The organism is Lysobacterales bacterium (assembly GCA_016721845.1).
Classification (GTDB): domain Bacteria; phylum Pseudomonadota; class Gammaproteobacteria; order Xanthomonadales; family Ahniellaceae; genus JADKHK01.
In genome coordinates this window covers 615,340-634,903 of the sequence record JADKHK010000013.1, presented here as the reverse complement: position 1 = coordinate 634,903, position 19,564 = coordinate 615,340, and the positions used below count along the sequence as shown (strand labels likewise).

Here is a 19,564-nt window from a genome sequence, read left to right as displayed (position 1 = left end):
AAGAAAAACCCCGCCGGAGCGGGGTTTTTCCAGCATCGTTGCGGGGTCGGATCAGCCGACCGGGACGACGCTTGCGGCCTGTGCGCCCTTCGGTCCTTGCTGGACTTCGAAGCTCACCTTCTGGCCTTCCTGAAGGCTGCGGAAGCCCTTCGCGGTGATGGCAGAGTAATGGACGAAGACATCTTCGCCGCCGTCATCAGGCGCGATGAAGCCAAAGCCCTTCGCGTCGTTGAACCACTTCACGGTACCGGTGCGCATTGCTGGACAAACCCTTGAAAGGAAACTCGGCTGGCCACGACGGCGCAGCGACCAGAGTTTTTCCCAGATTGAAAATAATTACAAGCCTTCAGCGCGGATTCATCGCCAACAGCGCCCGGACCAAGGGCGGCACCTGGGCCGTGGCCGCCGCCAGATGTGCGTAGATTTCCTCGATGCTGATCTCGCCTTCATCGCCGCAACCCGCAGCCCAGTTCGCGATCAGCGCGATGCAGGCGTAGTCGAGGCCGAGTTCCCGTGCCAGCACCGCTTCAGGCATGCCGGTCATGCCGACCAGGTCGCAGCCATCGCGGCGCAGGCGCGCGATCTCGGCCACGGTCTCCAGTCGCGGCCCCTGAGTCGCGCCGTAACAGCCGCCATCGATCGCCGCGATGCCCGCCTGCTTCGCCGCCGTCAACAGACGCGCGCGCAAAGCCGGTGTGTACGGGAAGGAGAAGTCAATGTGCTCGACCTTGGTGTCCGGGCGATCGCTGTAGCTGCTCGCGCGACCATGGGTGTAATCGATGATCTGATCCGGGATCACCAGGACACGCGGCCCCATGTCGTGGCGGATGCCGCCGACGGCATTGATGCCAATCACCTGACGGCAGCCGAGTTGCTTGAAGCCGTGCACGTTGGCGCGATAGTTCACCCGATGCGGAGCGACCGTATGCGACTCGCCATGACGTGCCAGGAAGGCGACGCGGCATCCATCGAGCTCACCACAGACATAGGCACCCGACGGCGCGCCGAAGGGCGTATCGATCTCGACGCGCGTCGCGTTCGACAGCCCCGGAAACGCATACAGGCCGGTACCCCCGATCAGACCCAGTTCAACGCTCATCGGCTCAGTCCTTCAACGCGTAGATGGCATCGAGGTTGCGACCCTGCTCGTAGTAATCCATGCCGAAGCCGTAGACATAGCGATCGGCAACATCGACCCCGATGAAGTCGGCCTTGAAGCCGGGCACGCAGCGATCATGCTTCTTCTCGGCCAGCACCGCGATGCGCACCGAGGCAGCACCCTGTGCCAGGCACCAATCGCGCACCATCACCAGGGTTTTGCCTTCGTCGAGAATGTCGTCGACGATCAGCACGTCGCGTCCCTTGAGCGGCGTGCGCGGCGCCTTCACCAGTTCCAGCGCGTGCCCGAGGGTGCCGCTGCGATAGCGTGTCGCATGCACGTAGTCGAAGTGGAAATCGACGCCACTCGCGTGCGCCAGATATGCACCGAAGAACATGCCGCCGTTCATCACGGTCAGGAAGATCGGCGGCTGCGGGCAATCGGCATAGGCAGCATCCAGTTCGCGGCCGAGACGCGCGATCTCGCTGAACAGCTGCTCGCGCGACCAGAGACAGTCGGAGTGTTTCAGGGCTTCGGACAGCGGATGGGCATTCATGCCACGGACTCCTGGCTGAGCGCGGCGAGGCCAGCGCGGGTTTGGATGAACTCATCGGCCGCGAGCAACTGCGACCACTGCGGGACAGCGCGCGCGCGCAGCGACGCCAGTCTCGCCATCGGCAAGGCTTGGCGCTGCGACACCGCGACGATGGCTTCGGCCACCAGGGTTGGCGCGCAGACCAGGACGATGTCGCAACCGGCATCCAGGTGCGCGTCGATGCGTGCCTTGATGCCGCCCGCGGACTCGGCCGCAGCCATGCCGATGTCGTCCGAGAACACGATGCCAGCGAACTTCAAGCGCTCACGCAGCACGTCGCGGATCCAATAGGGCGAGTAGCCCGCAGGCTCGGGGGCGACGGCGGGATAACTGACGTGCGCCATCATCACCGCTTCGGCTTGCGCGGCGAATCCTGCGGTGAAGGGATACAGGTCTTCGCGCTCGATCACGGCGAACGGCCGTGGATCGACCGCGGCATCGAAATGGGTGTCTTCCAGCACCGAGCCATGGCCGGGAAAGTGTTTCAGGGTCGCCGCCATGCCGGCCTTGTGCATGCCGCGCACGTAGGCCGCTGCGAAGGCCGCCACTACTGCCGGATCGTCATGGAACGCGCGCTGGCCAATGGCGCGATTGCCTCGTTTCAGGTCGACACAGGGTGCAAAACTCAGGTCGATGCCGAGCGCGAGCATTTCGCAAGCCATCAGCCAACCGTGTTGTTCCGCCAATGCGAGCGCACCGGCGGCATCGATGGCATAGCGCTCGCCGAACAGTGCCAACGCCGGCAGCGCCGTGAACCCCTCGCGAAAGCGCTGTACCGGGCCGCCTTCCTGGTCCACCGCGATCAGGAACTCTTCCCCTCGTGCGGCGCGAAGTTCGGCGCACAGGGCGAGCAACTGCTCACGCGACGAAAAATTCCGCGTGAACAGAATGACGCCGCAGACCATCGGTGCACGGATCCAGTCGAATTCTTCGGGAGCCAGCGTCTTGCCGGCAATGCCGATCATCAGCATGCGATTTCCTTGATCAATGCGTCGCGATCCGGCCACTCGGAGAACGGCGATTCGGCCAGACGCAGATTGTAGAAGCGAATCTCGTGGGTGATTTCGCGACCGAGCCACTCGGGACGGGGGAAAGTTGCGTCGACCGCATCCAGCTCGATTTCCGCCACGATCAAGCCACCATTCGCACCCGCGAATTCGTCGATCTCGAACAACGCAGCATCGACGGTGACATGATGCCGCGTCTTGGTGACGCGCGGACCGGACAGCTGCTCAAGCAAGTCCTGCGCGTCCGCGAGCGGCAACGGATACTCGAACTCGAGGCGGCGTGCGCCGGCTTCGCGCGACTTGATGTTGAGCATCGCGGCATCGCCCTCCAGGCGCACTCGTACCGAGCAGCGATCGCCGCCGAGATAGCCCTGGTCCATCACGATGCGGCGCGTGACCTGTTCGCGCCACGCATTGCCGCGCACCAGGAACTTGCGTTCGATCTCGACGCCCATCTCAACGCTCGAACATGGCGATGGATTCGACATGGGCGGTGTGTGGGAACATGTCCATCACGCCCGCCGCCTTGAGCTTGAAGCCATGTTCTCGCACGAGCAGGCCGGCATCCCGTGCCAGCGACGCCGGATGACAGGACACGTAGACGACCCGCTTCACCTGCTTGAACGGGAACCATTCGATCAGCTTGTCGGCCCCGGCGCGTGCCGGATCGAGCAGGACGCGGTCATAGTGACGTTTCGCCCAGGCCGCGTCACGCTGGTTCTCGGCCAGATCGGCCATGAAGAACTCGGCATTGCCGATGCCGTTGCGTTCGGCATTGCGCCGCGCCCGAGCGACCAGCGCGTGGTCGCCCTCGACACCAACGACCGACTTCGCCACACGCGCCAGCGGCAACGTGAAATTGCCGAGACCGCAGAAAAGATCCAAGATCGATTCATCCGGTTGCACGGCAAGCAGGCCCAGAGCATGGTCGATCATGCGCGCATTGATCGCGGCATTGACCTGGATGAAATCCAGCGCATCGAAGTCGAGGCGCAGGTCGAAGCGCGGAATGTCGAAGTACAACTCGATCTGCTCCGGCCACAGTGCGTGCAACGACTCCGGCCCCTTTGGCTGCAGCATCACCGCGAGTTGTTCGCGCTGCGCGAATGCCTGGAGTTTGGCGAGATCACCCGCCGACAACGGCTGCAAATGACGGAACACCAGCACCGTGAGCGCGTCGCCACAGGCGAACTCGATCTGCGGAATCTCGCGCACGGCATCCATCGAGGCCAGTAGTTCGGCGATTGCGGTCAGGCGTTCGCCGATCGCCGGCAACACGACCGGGCAACGTTGGAGGTCGGCCACGAACTTGCCATTGGTCTCGCGGAAACCGACCAGCACACGTCCCTTCTTCTCGACATGGCGCACCGACAGTCGACCACGGCGACGGTAACCCCAGGCGTCACCCTGCAGGGGTTCGAGGATGCGTTTCGGAGTGACATCACCGATTCGGCCGAGGTTGTCGAGCAAGGTCTGCTGCTTCGCCGCGATCTGCGCCGCCGGGGCGAGATGTTGCAGCGCACAGCCGCCACAGACGCCGAAATGGGCGCATCCCGGCACCACACGATCGGGAGACGCCTGCAGGACCTCGACGACTTCGGCTTCATCGAACTGGCGATGCTTGGCGGTGAGCTTCGCGATCACGCGCTCGCCGACGAGGGCGCCGGTCACGAAGACCGCCTTGCCTTCGACGCGCGCAACGCCGCGGCCGTCGTGGGTGAAGTTCTGGATGTCGAGCTGCATCGGCTCGGCGGAAACACGTCGATTCAAGGGGATTCTGGGCGCTGGCTCGGGCCGTGTAGTCTACCGGCAGCCCCGCCGCCCTGCCCGAATCGAGGTCGACCGATGAGTCTGCAGATCCTGCTGATCGACGATGATCCGATCGTCCGTGAAGTCGTGTCATCGCAACTGCAAGCCCTGGGCCATGCCGTCGCTGTTGCAGCGACCGCCGCGATGGCGCTGGAAGCAGCGAAAACGGGCAGCTTCGACGCCCTGCTGATCGACCAGCGACTCGATGGAGAGGACGGCAGCACCCTGTTGCCGGCCCTGCGCGAGATCGAAGGCATCCGCAGGGCACGCCTGATCGCCATCAGCGCAGAATTGGATGATCAACGCGCGGACGACTTACTAGCCATCGGTTTCGATTCGGCGCTGGAGAAGCCCATCGCGATCGAGCAATTGCACGGCGCCTTGTCGGGTCACTCCAGATCAGCCACCCCCGGCCTCGATGATGCGGCCGCAATGACGATCTGGGGCAACATGGATACCGTTCGCACACTGCGCAGCATGCTGCGCGACGAGCTGCCGGTGTATCGCGGCATGCTCGAGGCTGCGGCTTCAGTCCGCGACGAGCATGCGTTGCGCGAATCCCTGCATCGAATGAAGTCCTCGGCCGGATTCTGCGGCGCGTTGCCGTTGACGCGATTCATCGACGAGACGCGACAAACCCCCATCGTCTGGCACGACCTGCTCGATCGCTACGATCAGGCCTGCGCCGTGCTCATGCCCGATCTGAAGGCGGCACTGGCGACCTGAGCACCCGCCAGGCATTCAGGCCGCGTCCGCCGAGATGGTGCAGGAGCAATGCACGCATCATCCGGCGCAATTCGCGCAATGCCACGGGATCCGGCTGCTCGCCCGATGACAACGCCAGCAAGGCGGCGCCGGAGATCGTGTCGACCTCCAGATGTCGTGCACTGATCACGCCGTGTTCCGGCATTACCCGATACCGCCCGCGCGGCACGACCGGCATCTGCGTCGAAGTGTCGACTGCAAAGTCGATGCCGTAGCCAAGCTCGGACAGCAGCTGCATTTCGAAACGACGCAATTGAAATCCAAGCGCATTGGCATTCGCGGACAATTGCGGCAACAAGCGTGCATAAGCCTCGAACAGCGCCGCTTGCGGATCGTGACGTTGCAACATCCGCACGAGCAATTCGTTGAGATACAGCGCTGATTGCAACCGGGATCCGTTCAGGACCAGGGGCAACCCGGCTGCCTCGGCCGCGGTCAGCTGGCCCAACTCGCCCTGGTGCAGCCAGGCGCATTCGATCGGCTGCAGGGCACGCAGGTTGCCTCGTGAAAAGCGCGGTTTCGCAGCTCGCAATCCGCGCGCAACGACGGCGACGCGGCCATGATCTCGCGTGAACAACTCGAGGATGGCACTTGTTTCGCGGTAGGCGCGCTGATGCAGCACGTAGGCCAGCTGCCGCTCGACGCGCTCGGCCATGGCTCAGGCCTGGTCGATGCCCATGCGCTTCAAGGCACGTTCGTCGTCCGACCAGTTTTCGCGTACGCGCACCCAGGTCTCCAGATGGACCCGAGCATCCAGCAACTTCTCCAGAACCTTTCGCGCCCGCGTACCGATGGCCTTGAGCTGGGCACCACCGGCACCGATCACGATCGCCTTCTGCGCGTCGCGCTCGACCCAGATCACCGCCCCGATCTTGACCACATCGCCTTCCTGTTCCCAACGCTCGATCTCGACATTGGTCGCATAGGGCAACTCGTCGTGGAGTTGCAGGATCAGTTGTTCTCGCACGCGCTCGGCGGCAAGGAATCGTTCGCTGCGATCAGTGATGTCTTCGGCATCGAACTGCGCATCTCCCACCGGCGCAAGCCCGGCCAGCACCTTGATCAACTGTTCGGTACCGGAATTCTTCAGCGCCGAAATCGGCACGATCGCATCCGGCGAGTACAACTGCTGGAGTTCGGCGATCATCGGCAGCAATTTCGTCTTGTCGGCAATCTTGTCGGCCTTGTTCAACGCGATCACGACCGGCACCTTGCGACCTTTCAGTCGCTCAGCGACCAGCTCGTCCTCGTCGGTACGGCGCATCGCATCCAACAGCCACAGCACGATATCGGCCTCTTCCAGCGCCGAAAACGCGGTTCGATTGAGCATCTTGTTCAGGGCTCGCGCCTGCGCTCGATGGATGCCAGGCGTGTCGAGGAAGGCAAACTGCACATCGTCGCGGGTCAGCACACCGAGCAATCGATGGCGCGTCGTCTGCGGTTTCGGCGCGACGATGCTGAGCGAAAAGCCGACCAGGGCGTTCAACAGCGTCGACTTGCCGACGTTGGGGCGACCCACCACGGCAACGGTGGCGAAACGATGTTCGGTCATGCGGGAGTCGCCTTGCGTTCTTCACTCAGGAGTTGGGTGATCATGGCCTCGGCCGCACGTGCCTCTGCCAATTTGCGGCTGCTGCCTCGCGCCTCGGTCTGACGCGCATGCGCAGCGACGCGACAGTGCACCAGAAATTCACGCGCGTGTTCTGGACCCGTCGCATCGACCAGCTGATAGTCGGGCAATCCCAGCGAGCGCGCCTGCAGCCATTCCTGCAGTCGAGTCTTGGCATCCTTGCCGAATTCGTCCGTGTGCATGCTGCTCAAGGCGGGTTCGAACCAAGAGCGCACTTCGGTGCGGCAGGCATCCCACCCAGACTCGAAATATCGCGCTGCCGCGAGCGCTTCCAGCGCATCGGCGAGGATGGAGTCGCGCCGATGACCGCCGGACTTCAGTTCACCCGGCCCCAGTTGCAGGCGGTCGCCGAGCTTCAGCTTGCGGGCGACCTCTGCCAACCCACGTTCGCACACGAGGTGCGCACGCATCCGCGTGAGCACCCCTTCGTCAAGTTTCGGGAAGCGTTCGTAAAGCAATTCCGCGACGACCAGACCGACGACCGCGTCACCGAGAAATTCGAGGCGCTCGTTGTTGGCCCCACGGGCACTGCGGTGGACCAGCGCCAGATCGCAGAGGGAACTGATCACAGTTCAATTCGTACCGAGGCCAGTGCCCAATTGGACCGTACGCTCGAATTTCGCGACATAGTCTAGGTTGTAGATCAATGGCTCGCGGCGCTCGTACTTGACCGAGAGCGTGTAGCCAGCCCCTGCACGCTTGATCTGGAAGCTTCGCTTGTTGACGTTTTTTTCTTCAACGTAGTTGATGTACATGCGCTTTTCCAGAGAGAGCAAAATCTCCGCTGGACTCCAACGCGCAACTGCAGGCTCGCGCTTGATCGCCTCCATCGCCGAGACTACGTTGTAGTACTCGTAATAGGCGGGATAGATTTTCATGAACAGATACGCGAAAAACCCGACGACCGCGAGAATGATAATAAATCCCAAGAAGGAAATTCCGGATTGACGCGAACGCACGATAGTCATTTCATTCTCCTCCGCGGATGACAGAACCGATTCGTCCGAAGTCGACGCCGCCGTTCTCGAAATCCCAGTTCATCCAGATGAAGAAGGCGCGGCCGACCAGATTGGCCTCGGGCACCATACCCCAATACCGGCTGTCTTCGCTATTGTCGCGATTGTCGCCCAGTACCAGATAGCCGCCTTCGGGCACGGTCCAGGTATCGCCGAGCGGCGGTGGTGCGGACGCATAGGGACTCTGCAGGATTTCGTGCTCTCGGCCGGGCAACTTCTCGATCGATCGCTGCGCGCCGGTCATGCCCTGGCCCTGACCCACCCCTTCGTAACGGCCGATCGGCACCTGCTCGACCGGTTCGCCATTGATGTACACGACCTTTTCGACATAGCTGATGGTGTCGCCGGGTACGCCGATGACCCGCTTGATGTAGTCCGTACCGGCCGCCGGGTCGCCAGGGAACTTCCCTGGATACTTGAACACGACGACGTCACCGCGCTTTGGCTTGCCGATGGCGATGATTTCCTTGTTCAGTACCGGAATGCGAATGCCGTAGGAGAACTTGTTGACCAGAATGAAATCGCCGATCAGCAGTGACGGCATCATCGAACTGGACGGAATCCGGAACGGCTCGGCGATGAACGAGCGAATGATCAGGACGACGAAGATCACCGGAAAGAACGAGCGTGAGTACTCGACCAGCAAAGGTTCCTTGGCCGCATCACCTAACCGGGCAGTGCGCTTTTTCGCGAACAGCAAGTGGTCGATGGCCCAGACGAAGCCGGTGACGGCCGTCAGCACCACGAGAATCAGGGCGAAATCGAGCTTGATGTTTCCCATGCGGGCGTCCGTGTCTGGAGTTATTTGGAGTCGGTCTGCAGCACCGCGAGGAAAGCTTCCTGCGGGATCTCGACGCGGCCGACCTGCTTCATGCGCTTCTTGCCTTCCTTCTGTTTCTCCAGCAATTTCTTCTTGCGCGTGGCATCGCCGCCGTAGCACTTGGCGAGCACGTTCTTGCGCATCGCCTTCACCGTCGAGCGCGCAATGATCTGCGCCCCGATCGCGGCCTGGATGGCGACGTCGAACATCTGGCGCGGGATGAGGTCCTTCATGCGTTCGCACAGATCACGGCCGCGGCGGTCGGCCTGCGAACGGTGCACGATCGACGACAGTGCATCGACCTTGTCGCCATTGATCAGCACGTCAAGGCGCACGAAGCTGCCGGGATCGAACCGCAGGAAGTGGTAGTCGAGCGAGGCGTAGCCGCGGCTGGCCGATTTCAGCCGGTCGAAGAAGTCGAGCACCACCTCGGCCAGCGGCATTTCGTAAATGATCTGGACCTGTGAACCGAGGTAGTTGATCGACACTTGGCTGCCGCGCTTTTCTTCGCACAGCGAAATGACGTTGCCCACGTAGTCGGGCGGGGTCAGGATCGTCGCCTGGATGATCGGTTCGCGGATCTCCTCGATCTTGTTGGGCGGCGGCAGGTTGGCTGGATTGTCGAGCGGCGCGACCTTGCCATCGGTGTCGAGGATTTCGTAGACCACAGTCGGGGCGGTGGTGATCAGGTCAAGGTCGTATTCGCGTTCCAGACGCTCCTGCACGATCTCCATGTGCAGCATGCCTAGAAAACCGCAGCGGAATCCGAAACCGAGCGCTTCCGAACTTTCCGGCTCGAAATGCAGGGACGAGTCGTTCAGCGTCAACTTTTCCAGCGCCTCGCGCAGATCCGGATAGTCATCTGCATTGGTCGGAAACATGCCGGCGAACACGCGCGGCTGCATCTTCCGGAAACCCGGCAGCGCCGACGGGGCCGGATCCTTGGCCATGGTCAAGGTATCGCCGACCGGCGCACCGTGCACTTCCTTGATCGATGCGCAGACGAACCCGACTTCGCCCGGACCGAGACGGTCGGTGACCTTGCGCTTCGGCGTGAAGATGCCGACCTGATCGACCTCGTGCGTGCGCCCGGTCGACATCACCAGGATCTTGTCCTTGGGTTTGATCTCGCCCTGCATCACGCGTACCAACGAGACGACGCCGAGATAGTTGTCGAACCAGGAATCGATGATCAGCGCCTGCAACTGCGGGCAGTCGCCAGGCTTTGGCGGCGGAATCTGCTCGACGATGGCTTCAAGCACGTCGCGCACGTTCAGCCCGGTCTTGGCGCTGACCTGGATGGCGTCGGTGGCGTCGAGGCCGATCACGGCCTCGATTTCCTTCTTGACCTTTTCCGGATCGGCCGTGGGCAGGTCGATCTTGTTCAGGATCGGCAGCACCTCGAGACCCATCTCGACCGCGGTGTAGCAATTCGCGACCGACTGCGCCTCGACGCCCTGCGCCGCATCGACGACCAGCAGCGCGCCCTCGCAGGCCGCCAGCGAGCGCGAAACTTCGTACGAGAAATCGACGTGGCCCGGGGTATCGATGAAGTTCAGCAGATAGGTCTGTCCGTCCTTGGCCGTGAACGGCAGCGAGACCGACTGTGCCTTGATCGTGATCCCGCGCTCGCGCTCGATCGGGTTCGAGTCGAGCACCTGGGCTTCCATCTCGCGCGCTTCAAGACCGCCGCAGATCTGGATGATGCGGTCGGCTAGCGTCGACTTGCCATGGTCGACGTGGGCGATGATCGAAAAATTGCGAATATGCTTCATGCAATACCAAGGCCCCGGCGCGAAGCCGGGGCCACTCATTCAAGGGGATGGCGGATTATCGCACGGTCCGGCCATCGACGGGCGCCGGATCATTCCTCCGGCGGCAAGGCGATGAACGAGTTGCTGCCGCCGCGACGGACCAGCAACATCGCCGACTCGCCTTTCGGGATCGCAGCCGCAGCGGCCTTGAAGTCGGCCACCGAGTTCACGCGCTTGCGCCCGACCATGATGACGACGTCGCCCGGGCGCAGCCCGATACGGCGAGCGCCGCTGCCCGTCACGTTTTCGACGAGGACGCCGTTGTCGATGCCGGACTGTTCGCGCTCGTCGGCGCTCAACTCGCGGACATTGAGCCCCAATGCGTCCCCCTTGACCGGTTCGGCTTCCGGACCGGTTCCGCGACCGCCACCGGCGGTCAAGTCGGCCGGCAACTCGCCAACGACCAGCGGCACCGTCATCGGCTTGCCGTCGCGGACGATGCCGAGGGTCACCTTGGTTCCCGGTGCCGTGGCGCCGATGATCGGCGGCAAATCGCCCGAGCGCTCGATCTTCTGGCCATCGACGCTGACGATCACGTCGCCTTCCTTGAGGCCGGCACGCACGGCGGGCGTGTCGGCATTGACCTGGGCGACGAGCGCACCGGTCACGCGCGACAGTCCGAAAGCCTTGGCCTTGGTCGCATCGATCTCATTCAGGCCCACACCGAGGTAACCACGCGACACCTTGCCCTTGCTGCGCAACTGCGCCACGACCTTGTTCGCATAATCGATCGGAATCGCGAAGCTGAGGCCGATCGAGCCGCCGGTATTCGAGAAGATCTGCGAATTGATGCCGACGACCTGACCGTCGAGATTGAACAGCGGGCCGCCAGAGTTGCCGCGGTTGATCGCGGCATCGTTCTGGATGAAGGGTACGTAGCGCTGGTCGTCGCCGAGATTGCGGCCGACTGCGCTGACGATGCCCGCGGTCACCGAAAAGTCGAGGTTGTAGGGCGAACCGATCGCGACCACCCACTGGCCAGGCTTCAGTTTCGACGAATCCCCAAGCGTGGCTGCCGTCAAGCCGCTGGCCTCGATCTTGAGCAGGGCGACATCGCTTTGCTGATCGCTGCCGATGACCTTGGCCTTGAACTCGCGGCGATCCTTCAGGCGCACCGTGACCTCGTCGGCGCCGTCCACGACATGGTGGTTGGTCATCAGGTAGCCGTCGGCCGAAATGACGAAGCCGGAACCGCCGGACACGCGCTCGCCACCGCCAGGATTCGGCATTTGGCGCGGATCTCCAAAGAAGCGACGGAAGATTTCCGGCACCTCCTCTTCGCTCAGCTGTGATGGATCATTGACGTCAGGGGCATTCTTGCGCGCGGTGATATTGACCACCGCCGGCGCATTGCGCTCGACCAGCTGCGTGAAATCCGGCAATGCCTGCGCACGCAACGGGGACACTGCAATGGCCGCGACGAACACGGCGATCTGCAGACAACGCTTCAACATGGATGTCTCTCCTTGTGTGTGAAAACGGGCCGCGCGACAGCGCGGCACCACTCAATCGTTCAGCGCTTGGGCAGCGCGATTGGCGAGATCGACCGCCGTCGTCAACGGCACTTCGCCGACGACGACCGCACGCTGGTGCCCGAGCTGACGCGACGCCAGCTGGGTTGCGCCGCGTCGCAGCGTGGTCAGGCGGTCAAGCTCGTCGCTGCGCGGTTCCAGATAGAGCGTGATCATCGCCAGTCCGTCGCTCAGGATCAGGCTGCGTCGCGCACTCTCGATGCGCTCGGCGATCAACCGGAATCCCTTCGGCAACGTGACCGGGACTTCGGCCATGGCCGGTGCCACCACCGCTGCCTTGGCCGCTGCCTCGCCGCTGCTGCGCGCATCGACGACCATGGACGTGAACATCACCTGCTGCAGGGTTTCGCGACGCGGTCCGATCAGGGCCACGCCGAGCAGCAGGCCATTCTCCGGATTGATCCACAAGCGTTGCGAGTGGCGGACGTCGTCTCGAGCCACTGCGTCGACGATTCGTGCGTTGAATCCGGCAATCCGTTCCTCGGCGGCATCGCTGATCTGGTAGCTCTCGCCCACCCGACCGGCATCGAACACGTGCGCAGCGAACACCATCGATGGCAAGCGCTGGGCACGACCCGGCGCCTCGATCCGGGTCTCTCGACCATCGCGGAACAGCGCACGCGGCATTCCGCTGAGACTGGCGACCTGCTGGTAACCGCCTTCGCCAGGCCGCTGAACCACGCGCACGGCGTCGAAGCGGCCGTCATGCATGAACACCACGACGCCTTCGAAAGCACGCGCCGATTGCGCCTGCTGGGCGGCGCTCAACAGTCCTAGAGCGTCCTGGGCTGCCGCCGAGGTTGCAGCTCCCAGAAGCAACAAACAGAGACGCAGCGACGACTTCATGTCAGCGGGCAGCGCTGCCGGCAGTTTGCAGTTGAGCCGCTTCGGCCCGCGTGGCCGGTGCCGCCACCACCGGCACGTAGGACACGATACCGAGCGCCCCGGCGCTGCCATTGGCCAAGCCGTGATCGACGAAGTAGCCGTCGAACTCATCGTTGAGCTGAGGCTGCGCCAGAACGAAACTCTGACGGTCCGCAACCGGCGACAGACGCCAGTTCGGCGTCAGATCGCTGGTGGTGACCGGTGCCACGCTCGCCAGCGTGGCCTCGACCGGGACGGCCTGCTCCGGTGTGGTGACCGGGCCACCCAGCATCAGCGCAAACACCGCGACACCGGCCGCAATCGCGCCACCGGCCACGCCACGCCAGATCCGGCCAGGGCCACGCGCTTCAAGCGCGCCCATGCCCTCGTCGGCATCGATCGCCTCGCGCACCCGGGCGCAAAAATCGATCGGCGCCAACGTGCCCTGCTGGCGCAGACTGTCGCGCAGACCATGCCAGCGTTCCCAGGTCGCCGCCAATTCGGGATCATTGCCCAGACGCTTGCTCAGAAAACGCGCGCTGTCCGGCGCCAGTTCGCCGTCCATCAAGGACGACAGTTGTTCACGTACGGTCTCGTCGCTCATGACGCTTCCAATCCGGTATCGCGGCCATCCAGCAGCGGCCGCAGGTTCTGGTCGATGGCATCGCGCGCACGGAAGATGCGGGAACGCACGGTACCGATCGGACAATTCATGACTTGCGCGATCTCTTCGTAACTCAGGCCATCCACCTCGCGCAGCGTGATCGCCTGTCGCAATTCCTCCGGCAATTTATCGACCGCCGTCGTGACCGCCTTTTCGATTTCCTGGCGCATCATCTCGCGCTCCGGCGTCGCCGGATCGCGCAAGCGCATCGCGCTCTCAAACTGGGCCGCATCGTCGATCTGGATGTCGTCACTCGGCGGCCGACGGCCCATCGAGACCAGATGGTTCTTCGCGGTATTGGTCGCGATCGTGTAAAGCCATGTGTAGAACGCGCTTTCGCCGCGGAAATTTGCCAGGGCACGGTAGGCCCGCAGGAACGTGTCCTGGGCGACGTCCTGCGCTTCCGCGTGGTTGTGCACGTAGCGCAGGATGATCGCGAACACCTTGTGCTGGTATTTGCGCACCAGCGGATCGAAGGCGTTCTTCTGTCCGGCCTGGACCCGGCGTACCAGTTCCAGATCGGCGTCGGCCTCGCTCATGCGTGCGGCTCCGGCTGGGGTCTGCGGCGGCATCACCGCCGCGAACGGCAGAACCGCCGCGGGCGTGGGAAGCAAGGACGAACTGGCTGGCATCGCGCGGTCCCGTTCTGAGGAATCGGGCTCATAGACCAGCGCGAATCGATAAAGTTCACGACAATTCCGCCGCGTCGACCGGGCCGCCATTGATCAGGCGTTCACGCTCCGCCATCAGGTTTTCGAAGGATGCCGGCGGCATCGGCCGGGCGAACAGATAACCCTGCAATTCCTCGCATCCGTGCTCGCGCAGGAAGTTGAGGTGCTCCTCGTATTCGACGCCCTCTGCAATCACGCTGCGGTTCAGGTGCTGCGCCATGTTGATGGTGGCGCGAACGATGGCCTCGTCGTCCGGGTCGACACCGATGTTGCGCACGAAGGTCTGATCGATCTTGATGCGGTCGGCCGGGAAACGCTTGATGTAGTCGAGCGAACTCTGGCCGGTGCCGAAATCGTCGATGGCGATCGAACAGCCCATGTCGCGCAGCGCCTGCAACGTCTCGATCAGGTTAGGAATGGTCTTGACGTTGATGCTTTCCGTGACCTCGAGCTCCAGGTGATTCGGGTCCAGCCCGGTCTCTTCAAGCACGCGCTGCACCACCTCGACCATGTTCGGCTGGCGCAACTGCAGCGCCGACAGGTTCACCGAGATCCGCAGCGGCACGCCGAACTTGTCATGCCAGCGCTTGGTGTCGGCACAGGCGGTCCGCAGCATCCATTCGCCGATCGGCACGATCAAGCCGTTGTCCTCGGCCAGCGGAATGAAAAAGCCGGGGGAAATCATGCCCAGTTCGGGATGTTCCCAGCGGATCAGGGCCTCCATGCCGATGATGTCTTCGGTGACCGTATTCACCTGCGGCTGGTAGTAGGCGCGAAGCTCGTTGTTGCGCTCCGCCACGCGCAACTTCGATTCGAGCGACAGGCGCTGCTGGTGCGATTCCTCGGGTACTGCCACGTAGGCCTGGAAGTTGTTCCGACCCATGCCCTTGACGTTGTACATCGCGATGTCGGCATGCTTCAGCATCTTCTCTGCGGTCGTCGCATCGTCCGGGTAGAAGCTGATGCCGATCGACGAAGTCATGTGCAGTTCGCGACCGTCGCCCAGCGTCAGCGGCGCTTCCAGCACACGGCAAATCTTCTCGGCAATACGCAGCACGTCGTCGCGCTGAACGATGTGGCGCAGGATCAGGGTGAACTCGTCGCCTGCATAACGCGCCACGGTATCGCTGCCGCGCACACAGGCACGCAAGCGCTTGGATACGGCAATCAGCAACTCGTCGCCGACCCCGTGGCCGAGACTGTCGTTGACGGTCTTGAATCGATCCAGGTCGACGAACAGCACCGCGAAGCACTCGCCGGTGCGATGCGCTTCCTTGATCGTGGTTTCGAGACGATCGTTGTAAAGCAGGCGATTCGGCAGGCCGGTCAACGAATCCTGCAAGCCCTTGGCGCGACCCAGTTCATGCGCACGTTCGATCTCCAGCTCCATGGCCAGGCGTGTCACCACGGATCGTGCCGCCTGGACCAGACCCGAATCCTCTGCAATCACGTGGCGCCCGGCACAGACCATGCCGCCGATAACGACCTGGCGCTCGTCGCGCAGCGGAATGCCGACCAGGGACTCAAATCGATAACTGTTCGCGATCGCCTCGCCGCCGAGCGCTTTCCAGGCGTCGGCATGGACGGCAAAAGCATCGCCATTCATGACCTTGCGCAACGCGGCATTGCGCAGGTGTTCTCCGATCAGCGGCGGCAGACCTGGACGCTGAAAGCTGACGACGAGATCGCCCTCCTCGCCAGTCTCGGCACGTTGCGCCACCAGATGCAGGAAATCGAACTTGGCCCACTCGATGAGACGTTGAGTCAATGCCTTGGACAAGCCCTCGCTGCCGCGCTGGCTCCACAGCAAGTCGAGGAATTCACCGAATGGACGACCGACGGCATCGGGCGGAATCGCACGCAGAGCGGTGAGCAGCCGCATCTGTTCGCCGACACGGACCGGCGTCGAAACGGCTTCGACCGGCACCCGGCGACCGTCTGCCCGCGGCGTCATCTGCCGCGTACGCACACTGCCCTGGCGCTGCATCAACTGCATGAGTTCGCGTCGGGCATCGCCACGATGGGTCAGGTCGAGCTGGTCGACGGTCTGCGCGCGCACCTGATCCAACGTGAATCCGGATTGCTTCAAAAAGGTCTGATTGGCATCCAGCACCTTGCCGGAGGTCGGGTCGGACACCAGCAGTTCATCGAGGCTGGCGTCGAAGGCAAAGCGATAGTCTTCGCCCGAACTGGCAACGTGAGCCGTGTCGACAGCCGCGGAGGCCGCAACTGGCGCTGCCGGCATGATGGCCGACTGGATCAGTGCCAAGGCCGCCTCGGACTCTACCGGCGAATGCAGAAATCCGCGCACGTTGGCCGGCACCGCATGCGTCCACACGTGCCCGGGGTCGACGCTGCTGACGATCAGCACCGGCAACGCGGACGTCTGCGGATCCTGCATGAGCTCCTCGCAGAACAGCTTGACTTCGCTGTCCTCTGCGCCGACTTCCAGCACGACCAGCGCAACCTCACTGTCCTGTGCCAGCATCGAACGCGCTTGCGCGACATCCTTCGCCGCATAAAGCGCCTCGAACTCCTCGCCGTCGAGCAGCTCCCAGAGCAGCCGACGATCACCACGTTCGTTCACGAGCAACAGGACTGCACCGTCCGCCATGGCTGCCTCAAGTCACCCAGCGTCCGTCGCGCAGACGCGGCGGACGCTTCGTTTCAATGTCGTGGACGATGCGGTGCACGAATACTTCCAGTCCTTCCGGCATGCGCACCTTGCTATCGATGAACACCAGCTTGCGTGCCTGTCCCTGCTGCTTGGCCAATTGTCGCAGCACGCCGGTCACCGGCGGCCGCAGCAGCTTGGAGAATCCGGTGAAGAGGTAGACGCCGACATGCAGGCTGTTCTGGACGTGACGCAATGCGTCGTGAATCCGCTGGCTGCCCGGCACGGTGAGATCGCTTTCGCGCATCGACACGATGCCGGCACCCTCGGACCAGTGATAGACCGAATTCCCGCTGCGCATCGCGAACTGACGGAACTGCGCGATGATGTCGTCCACCCGCGGCGACTCGATCGCGATCAGGTGCTTGTCGCACTCGACAATCTCGTCGTAGAGCTTTGGCGTCACGAAGAGTGACGTAGCCTCCGACGTGGTGCTGATCCGGTTGTCTCCGCTCATGCGCCAACCTTAGCCTCGACGGCCGCGATTGACCAGACCGCGATCGGCCCGGGATCATTGTTCTCCATCACGAAATGCCCATCGAGGTGCCCATGTTCGACGGTTTGCAGCCCCGCCACTGGAAATACGAGATCGACGGCGACCGCGTCCTGACCCTGCTGCTTGACCGCGCCGGCGAGTCGGTCAACAGCCTGTCGCGCGAGGTGCTCGAAGAACTCGGCAGCTTGATCGAACGCATCCAGATCGAGCCGCCCAAAGCAGTGATCCTGCGCTCGGCCAAGCCCGCAGGCTTCATCGCTGGCGCCGACATCCGTGAATTCCGCAGCTTTGCCGAACGTGGCGAAACCATCGACGCCATCAAGCGCGGTCATCGCGTGTTCGCGAAGCTCGCTGGCCTGAAAATGCCGACGGTCGCGGCGATCCACGGCCACTGCATGGGTGGCGGCCTCGAAATCTCGCTGGCCTGTCGTTATCGCATCGCGACGAACGATCCGAAGACCCGCCTCGGCGTGCCCGAAGTGAAGCTCGGCATCCAGCCCGGCTGGGGCGGCACCGCGCGTTTACCGCATCTGGTCGGCGCACCAGCAGCGTTCGACATGATGCTGACCGGGCGTGGCCTGAGCGCCAGCAATGCCCGCGCGATCGGCCTCGTCGACAAGGTATGCGCCCCCGAGGAATTGGCCGCGAGAGCCAAGGAACTGGCCCTGCGCGGTGCACATCGTCCGGCCGGACAACGCTTCAAGACCTGGGCGACGAACTTGTGGCTGACCCGCCAAATCCTCGCGCCGCAAATGCGCAAGCAGGTCGCGCGCAAGGCCGATCCGAAGCACTACCCCGCCCCGTTCACGATGATCGAATTCTGGCGTCGCAACGGTGGCAGCGTCGCAAAGGGCCTCGCAGCCGAACCGCGTTCGGTGTCGAAGCTGGCCGAGACGCCCACCGCCCGCAACCTGGTGCGCATCTTCTTCCTGCAGGAAATGCTGAAGGGACTCGGCGGCGGCGCCGAGCACGGCATCCGCCACGTGCACGTGATCGGCGCTGGCGTGATGGGCGGCGACATCGCAGCCTGGTGCGCCCTGCAGGGCTTCACCGTCAGCCTGCAGGACCGCGAGATGAAGTACATCGAGCCGGCCCTGAAACGCGCTGAGGAACTGTTCGCCAAGAAACTGAAGACCGAGGACCGGATCGCGCCGGTGCGTGCGCGCCTGGTCGCTGACGTCGAATCGGCCAAGGTGCCGGAGGCGGACCTGATCATCGAGGCGATCTTCGAGAACCTCGATGCCAAGCGCGCGCTGTACGCCAATCTCGAACCGCGCATGAAAGCGACGGCGATCCTGGCGACCAATACCTCCAGCATCCCGCTCACCGAACTGCGCACCCAGCTCGCCCATCCGGAACGCTTCGTCGGCCTGCACTACTTCAACCCGGTGGCGATGATGCCGCTGGTCGAAATCGTGCGGCATGACGGCCTCGACGCCTCCGTCGGCGCGCGCGTCGCCGCCTTCGCGAAAGCCATCGACAAGCTGCCGGTGCCCGTCGCGACCTCGCCCGGCTTCCTGGTCAACCGCGTGTTGTTCCCGTACATGCTTGAAGCCGCGACGCTATACGCGGAAGGCGTGCCGGGACCGGTGATCGACCGTGCCGCGAAGAAGTTCGGCATGCCGATGGGTCCGATCGAACTGATGGATACGGTCGGGCTTGATGTCGCGACCGGCGTGTCGAAGGTGCTCAGTCCGTTCCTCGGCATCTCGATACCGGACAAGCTGCAGGGCATGATCGCCGCCGGCAAACGCGGCAAGAAGGACGGCGAAGGTTTCTACCTGTGGAAAGACGGCCGCGCGCAGAAACCCGAGGTGCCGTCGAACTATCAGGCGCCGGGGGATCTGGAAGACCGCATGATTCTGCCCTTCCTCAACGAGGCCGTGGCCTGTCTGCACGAACGCGTGGTCGACGACGCCGAACAACTCGATGCCGGCATCATCTTCGGCACCGGGTTCGCGCCATTCCGAGGCGGCCCGATCCAGTACATCCGCGATACTGGCGCGGCTGCGCTGCAAACCCGACTGGAGGCGCTGGCGGCCAAGCATGGCGAGCGATTCAAGCCGAAGGCGGGATGGGACGCCCTTTGAGCGTCCCTCCGGATACGG

The 19,564-nt window shown here is 63.4% G+C and carries 18 protein-coding genes and 1 pseudogene; 2 read left to right on the top strand and 17 right to left on the bottom strand.

The window, feature by feature from the left end:
* Positions 1–51: 51 nt before the first annotated feature.
* The 6 genes from IPP28_10255 to rlmD form a co-directional block, all read right to left on the bottom strand.
* The gene (locus tag IPP28_10255; protein ID MBL0041401.1) at positions 52–258 is read right to left on the bottom strand and encodes a cold-shock protein; all 207 of its coding nucleotides are present in this window, start codon (positions 256–258) and stop codon (positions 52–54) included.
* Positions 259–346: 88 nt separating this feature from the next.
* A complete protein-coding gene (locus IPP28_10250; GenBank protein ID MBL0041400.1) occupies positions 347–1,099 on the bottom strand; it encodes an S-methyl-5'-thioinosine phosphorylase in 753 nt (250 codons plus the stop codon).
* Positions 1,100–1,103: 4 nt separating this feature from the next.
* Positions 1,104–1,655 (bottom strand): hypoxanthine-guanine phosphoribosyltransferase, encoded by a 552-nt coding sequence (locus IPP28_10245; protein ID MBL0041399.1) that lies wholly within the window; start codon positions 1,653–1,655, stop codon positions 1,104–1,106.
* Entirely contained in the window at positions 1,652–2,665 is a 1,014-nt protein-coding gene (nagZ, locus tag IPP28_10240) for a beta-N-acetylhexosaminidase (GenBank protein ID MBL0041398.1), read from the bottom strand. Before nagZ ends, IPP28_10245 begins: the two co-directional genes overlap by 4 nt.
* Positions 2,659–3,156, bottom strand: a complete 498-nt coding sequence (locus tag IPP28_10235; protein ID MBL0041397.1) for a CYTH domain-containing protein — start codon at positions 3,154–3,156, stop codon at positions 2,659–2,661. Before IPP28_10235 ends, nagZ begins: the two co-directional genes overlap by 7 nt.
* Position 3,157: 1 nt before the next feature.
* The gene (gene rlmD, locus IPP28_10230) at positions 3,158–4,444 is read right to left on the bottom strand and encodes a 23S rRNA (uracil(1939)-C(5))-methyltransferase RlmD (GenBank protein MBL0041396.1); all 1,287 of its coding nucleotides are present in this window, start codon (positions 4,442–4,444) and stop codon (positions 3,158–3,160) included.
* A gap of 102 nt (positions 4,445–4,546) precedes the next feature.
* Between rlmD and IPP28_10225 the strand changes: the two genes are divergently transcribed.
* A complete protein-coding gene (locus IPP28_10225) occupies positions 4,547–5,236 on the top strand; it encodes a response regulator (protein MBL0041395.1) in 690 nt (229 codons plus the stop codon).
* On the opposite strand, the gene recO is transcribed toward IPP28_10225, so the two are convergent.
* From recO to IPP28_10170, 11 genes and pseudogenes are all read right to left on the bottom strand, one after another.
* Positions 5,202–5,930: a DNA repair protein RecO gene (gene recO / locus IPP28_10220; protein MBL0041394.1), complete on the bottom strand. Its 729-nt coding sequence runs from the start codon at positions 5,928–5,930 to the stop codon at positions 5,202–5,204. The two genes, IPP28_10225 and recO, sit on opposite strands and share 35 nt — an antisense overlap.
* A gap of 3 nt (positions 5,931–5,933) precedes the next feature.
* The gene (gene era, locus IPP28_10215) at positions 5,934–6,827 is read right to left on the bottom strand and encodes a GTPase Era (GenBank protein MBL0041393.1); all 894 of its coding nucleotides are present in this window, start codon (positions 6,825–6,827) and stop codon (positions 5,934–5,936) included.
* Positions 6,824–7,660, bottom strand: a pseudogene (gene rnc / locus IPP28_10210) (ribonuclease III). The gene era and the pseudogene rnc overlap by 4 nt, the downstream one beginning before the upstream one ends.
* Before the next feature lie 214 nt (positions 7,661–7,874).
* A complete protein-coding gene (gene lepB, locus IPP28_10205; protein ID MBL0041392.1) occupies positions 7,875–8,693 on the bottom strand; it encodes a signal peptidase I in 819 nt (272 codons plus the stop codon).
* 29 nt (positions 8,694–8,722) lie between these two features.
* Positions 8,723–10,516, bottom strand: coding sequence for an elongation factor 4 (gene lepA, locus IPP28_10200; protein MBL0041391.1), 1,794 nt, complete (start codon positions 10,514–10,516; stop codon positions 8,723–8,725).
* An 89-nt stretch (positions 10,517–10,605) separates the two neighbouring features.
* Positions 10,606–12,009, bottom strand: coding sequence for a DegQ family serine endoprotease (locus IPP28_10195; GenBank protein ID MBL0041390.1), 1,404 nt, complete (start codon positions 12,007–12,009; stop codon positions 10,606–10,608).
* A gap of 51 nt (positions 12,010–12,060) precedes the next feature.
* The gene (locus tag IPP28_10190) at positions 12,061–12,855 is read right to left on the bottom strand and encodes a MucB/RseB C-terminal domain-containing protein (protein MBL0041389.1); all 795 of its coding nucleotides are present in this window, start codon (positions 12,853–12,855) and stop codon (positions 12,061–12,063) included.
* A gap of 79 nt (positions 12,856–12,934) precedes the next feature.
* Entirely contained in the window at positions 12,935–13,555 is a 621-nt protein-coding gene (locus tag IPP28_10185; protein MBL0041388.1) for a sigma-E factor negative regulatory protein, read from the bottom strand.
* Positions 13,552–14,154, bottom strand: a complete 603-nt coding sequence (rpoE, locus tag IPP28_10180; protein MBL0041387.1) for an RNA polymerase sigma factor RpoE — start codon at positions 14,152–14,154, stop codon at positions 13,552–13,554. The genes IPP28_10185 and rpoE overlap by 4 nt, the downstream gene beginning before the upstream one ends.
* A 148-nt stretch (positions 14,155–14,302) precedes the next feature.
* Positions 14,303–16,900 (bottom strand): EAL domain-containing protein, encoded by a 2,598-nt coding sequence (locus IPP28_10175; protein MBL0041386.1) that lies wholly within the window; start codon positions 16,898–16,900, stop codon positions 14,303–14,305.
* A gap of 7 nt (positions 16,901–16,907) precedes the next feature.
* The gene (locus tag IPP28_10170; protein MBL0041385.1) at positions 16,908–17,417 is read right to left on the bottom strand and encodes a hypothetical protein; all 510 of its coding nucleotides are present in this window, start codon (positions 17,415–17,417) and stop codon (positions 16,908–16,910) included.
* Positions 17,418–17,491: 74 nt separating this feature from the next.
* Here IPP28_10170 and IPP28_10165 point away from each other — a divergent pair, with 74 nt between their 5' ends.
* On the top strand, positions 17,492–19,546 hold the full coding sequence (locus tag IPP28_10165) for an enoyl-CoA hydratase/isomerase family protein (GenBank protein ID MBL0041384.1): 2,055 nt from the start codon (positions 17,492–17,494) through the stop codon (positions 19,544–19,546).
* Positions 19,547–19,564: the final 18 nt, after the last annotated feature.

What these genes read in the sequence shown, in the direction of transcription:
- IPP28_10170 (MBL0041385.1), bottom strand. Translation starts at nt 17,417, where the DNA reads ATGAGCGGAGACAACCGGATCAGCACCACGTCGGAGGCTACGTCACTC.
- IPP28_10250 (MBL0041400.1), bottom strand. Translation starts at nt 1,099, where the DNA reads ATGAGCGTTGAACTGGGTCTGATCGGGGGTACCGGCCTGTATGCGTTT.
- IPP28_10195 (MBL0041390.1), bottom strand. Translation starts at nt 12,009, where the DNA reads ATGTTGAAGCGTTGTCTGCAGATCGCCGTGTTCGTCGCGGCCATTGCA.
- rpoE (MBL0041387.1), bottom strand. Translation starts at nt 14,154, where the DNA reads ATGAGCGAGGCCGACGCCGATCTGGAACTGGTACGCCGGGTCCAGGCC.
- IPP28_10255 (MBL0041401.1), bottom strand. Translation starts at nt 258, where the DNA reads ATGCGCACCGGTACCGTGAAGTGGTTCAACGACGCGAAGGGCTTTGGC.
- IPP28_10185 (MBL0041388.1), bottom strand. Translation starts at nt 13,555, where the DNA reads ATGAGCGACGAGACCGTACGTGAACAACTGTCGTCCTTGATGGACGGC.
- IPP28_10175 (MBL0041386.1), bottom strand. Translation starts at nt 16,900, where the DNA reads ATGGCGGACGGTGCAGTCCTGTTGCTCGTGAACGAACGTGGTGATCGT.
- lepA (MBL0041391.1), bottom strand. Translation starts at nt 10,516, where the DNA reads ATGAAGCATATTCGCAATTTTTCGATCATCGCCCACGTCGACCATGGC.
- IPP28_10225 (MBL0041395.1), top strand. Translation starts at nt 4,547, where the DNA reads ATGAGTCTGCAGATCCTGCTGATCGACGATGATCCGATCGTCCGTGAA.
- recO (MBL0041394.1), bottom strand. Translation starts at nt 5,930, where the DNA reads ATGGCCGAGCGCGTCGAGCGGCAGCTGGCCTACGTGCTGCATCAGCGC.
- nagZ (MBL0041398.1), bottom strand. Translation starts at nt 2,665, where the DNA reads ATGCTGATGATCGGCATTGCCGGCAAGACGCTGGCTCCCGAAGAATTC.
- IPP28_10165 (MBL0041384.1), top strand. Translation starts at nt 17,492, where the DNA reads ATGCCCATCGAGGTGCCCATGTTCGACGGTTTGCAGCCCCGCCACTGG.
- rlmD (MBL0041396.1), bottom strand. Translation starts at nt 4,444, where the DNA reads ATGCAGCTCGACATCCAGAACTTCACCCACGACGGCCGCGGCGTTGCG.
- IPP28_10245 (MBL0041399.1), bottom strand. Translation starts at nt 1,655, where the DNA reads ATGAATGCCCATCCGCTGTCCGAAGCCCTGAAACACTCCGACTGTCTC.
- era (MBL0041393.1), bottom strand. Translation starts at nt 6,827, where the DNA reads ATGACCGAACATCGTTTCGCCACCGTTGCCGTGGTGGGTCGCCCCAAC.
- IPP28_10235 (MBL0041397.1), bottom strand. Translation starts at nt 3,156, where the DNA reads ATGGGCGTCGAGATCGAACGCAAGTTCCTGGTGCGCGGCAATGCGTGG.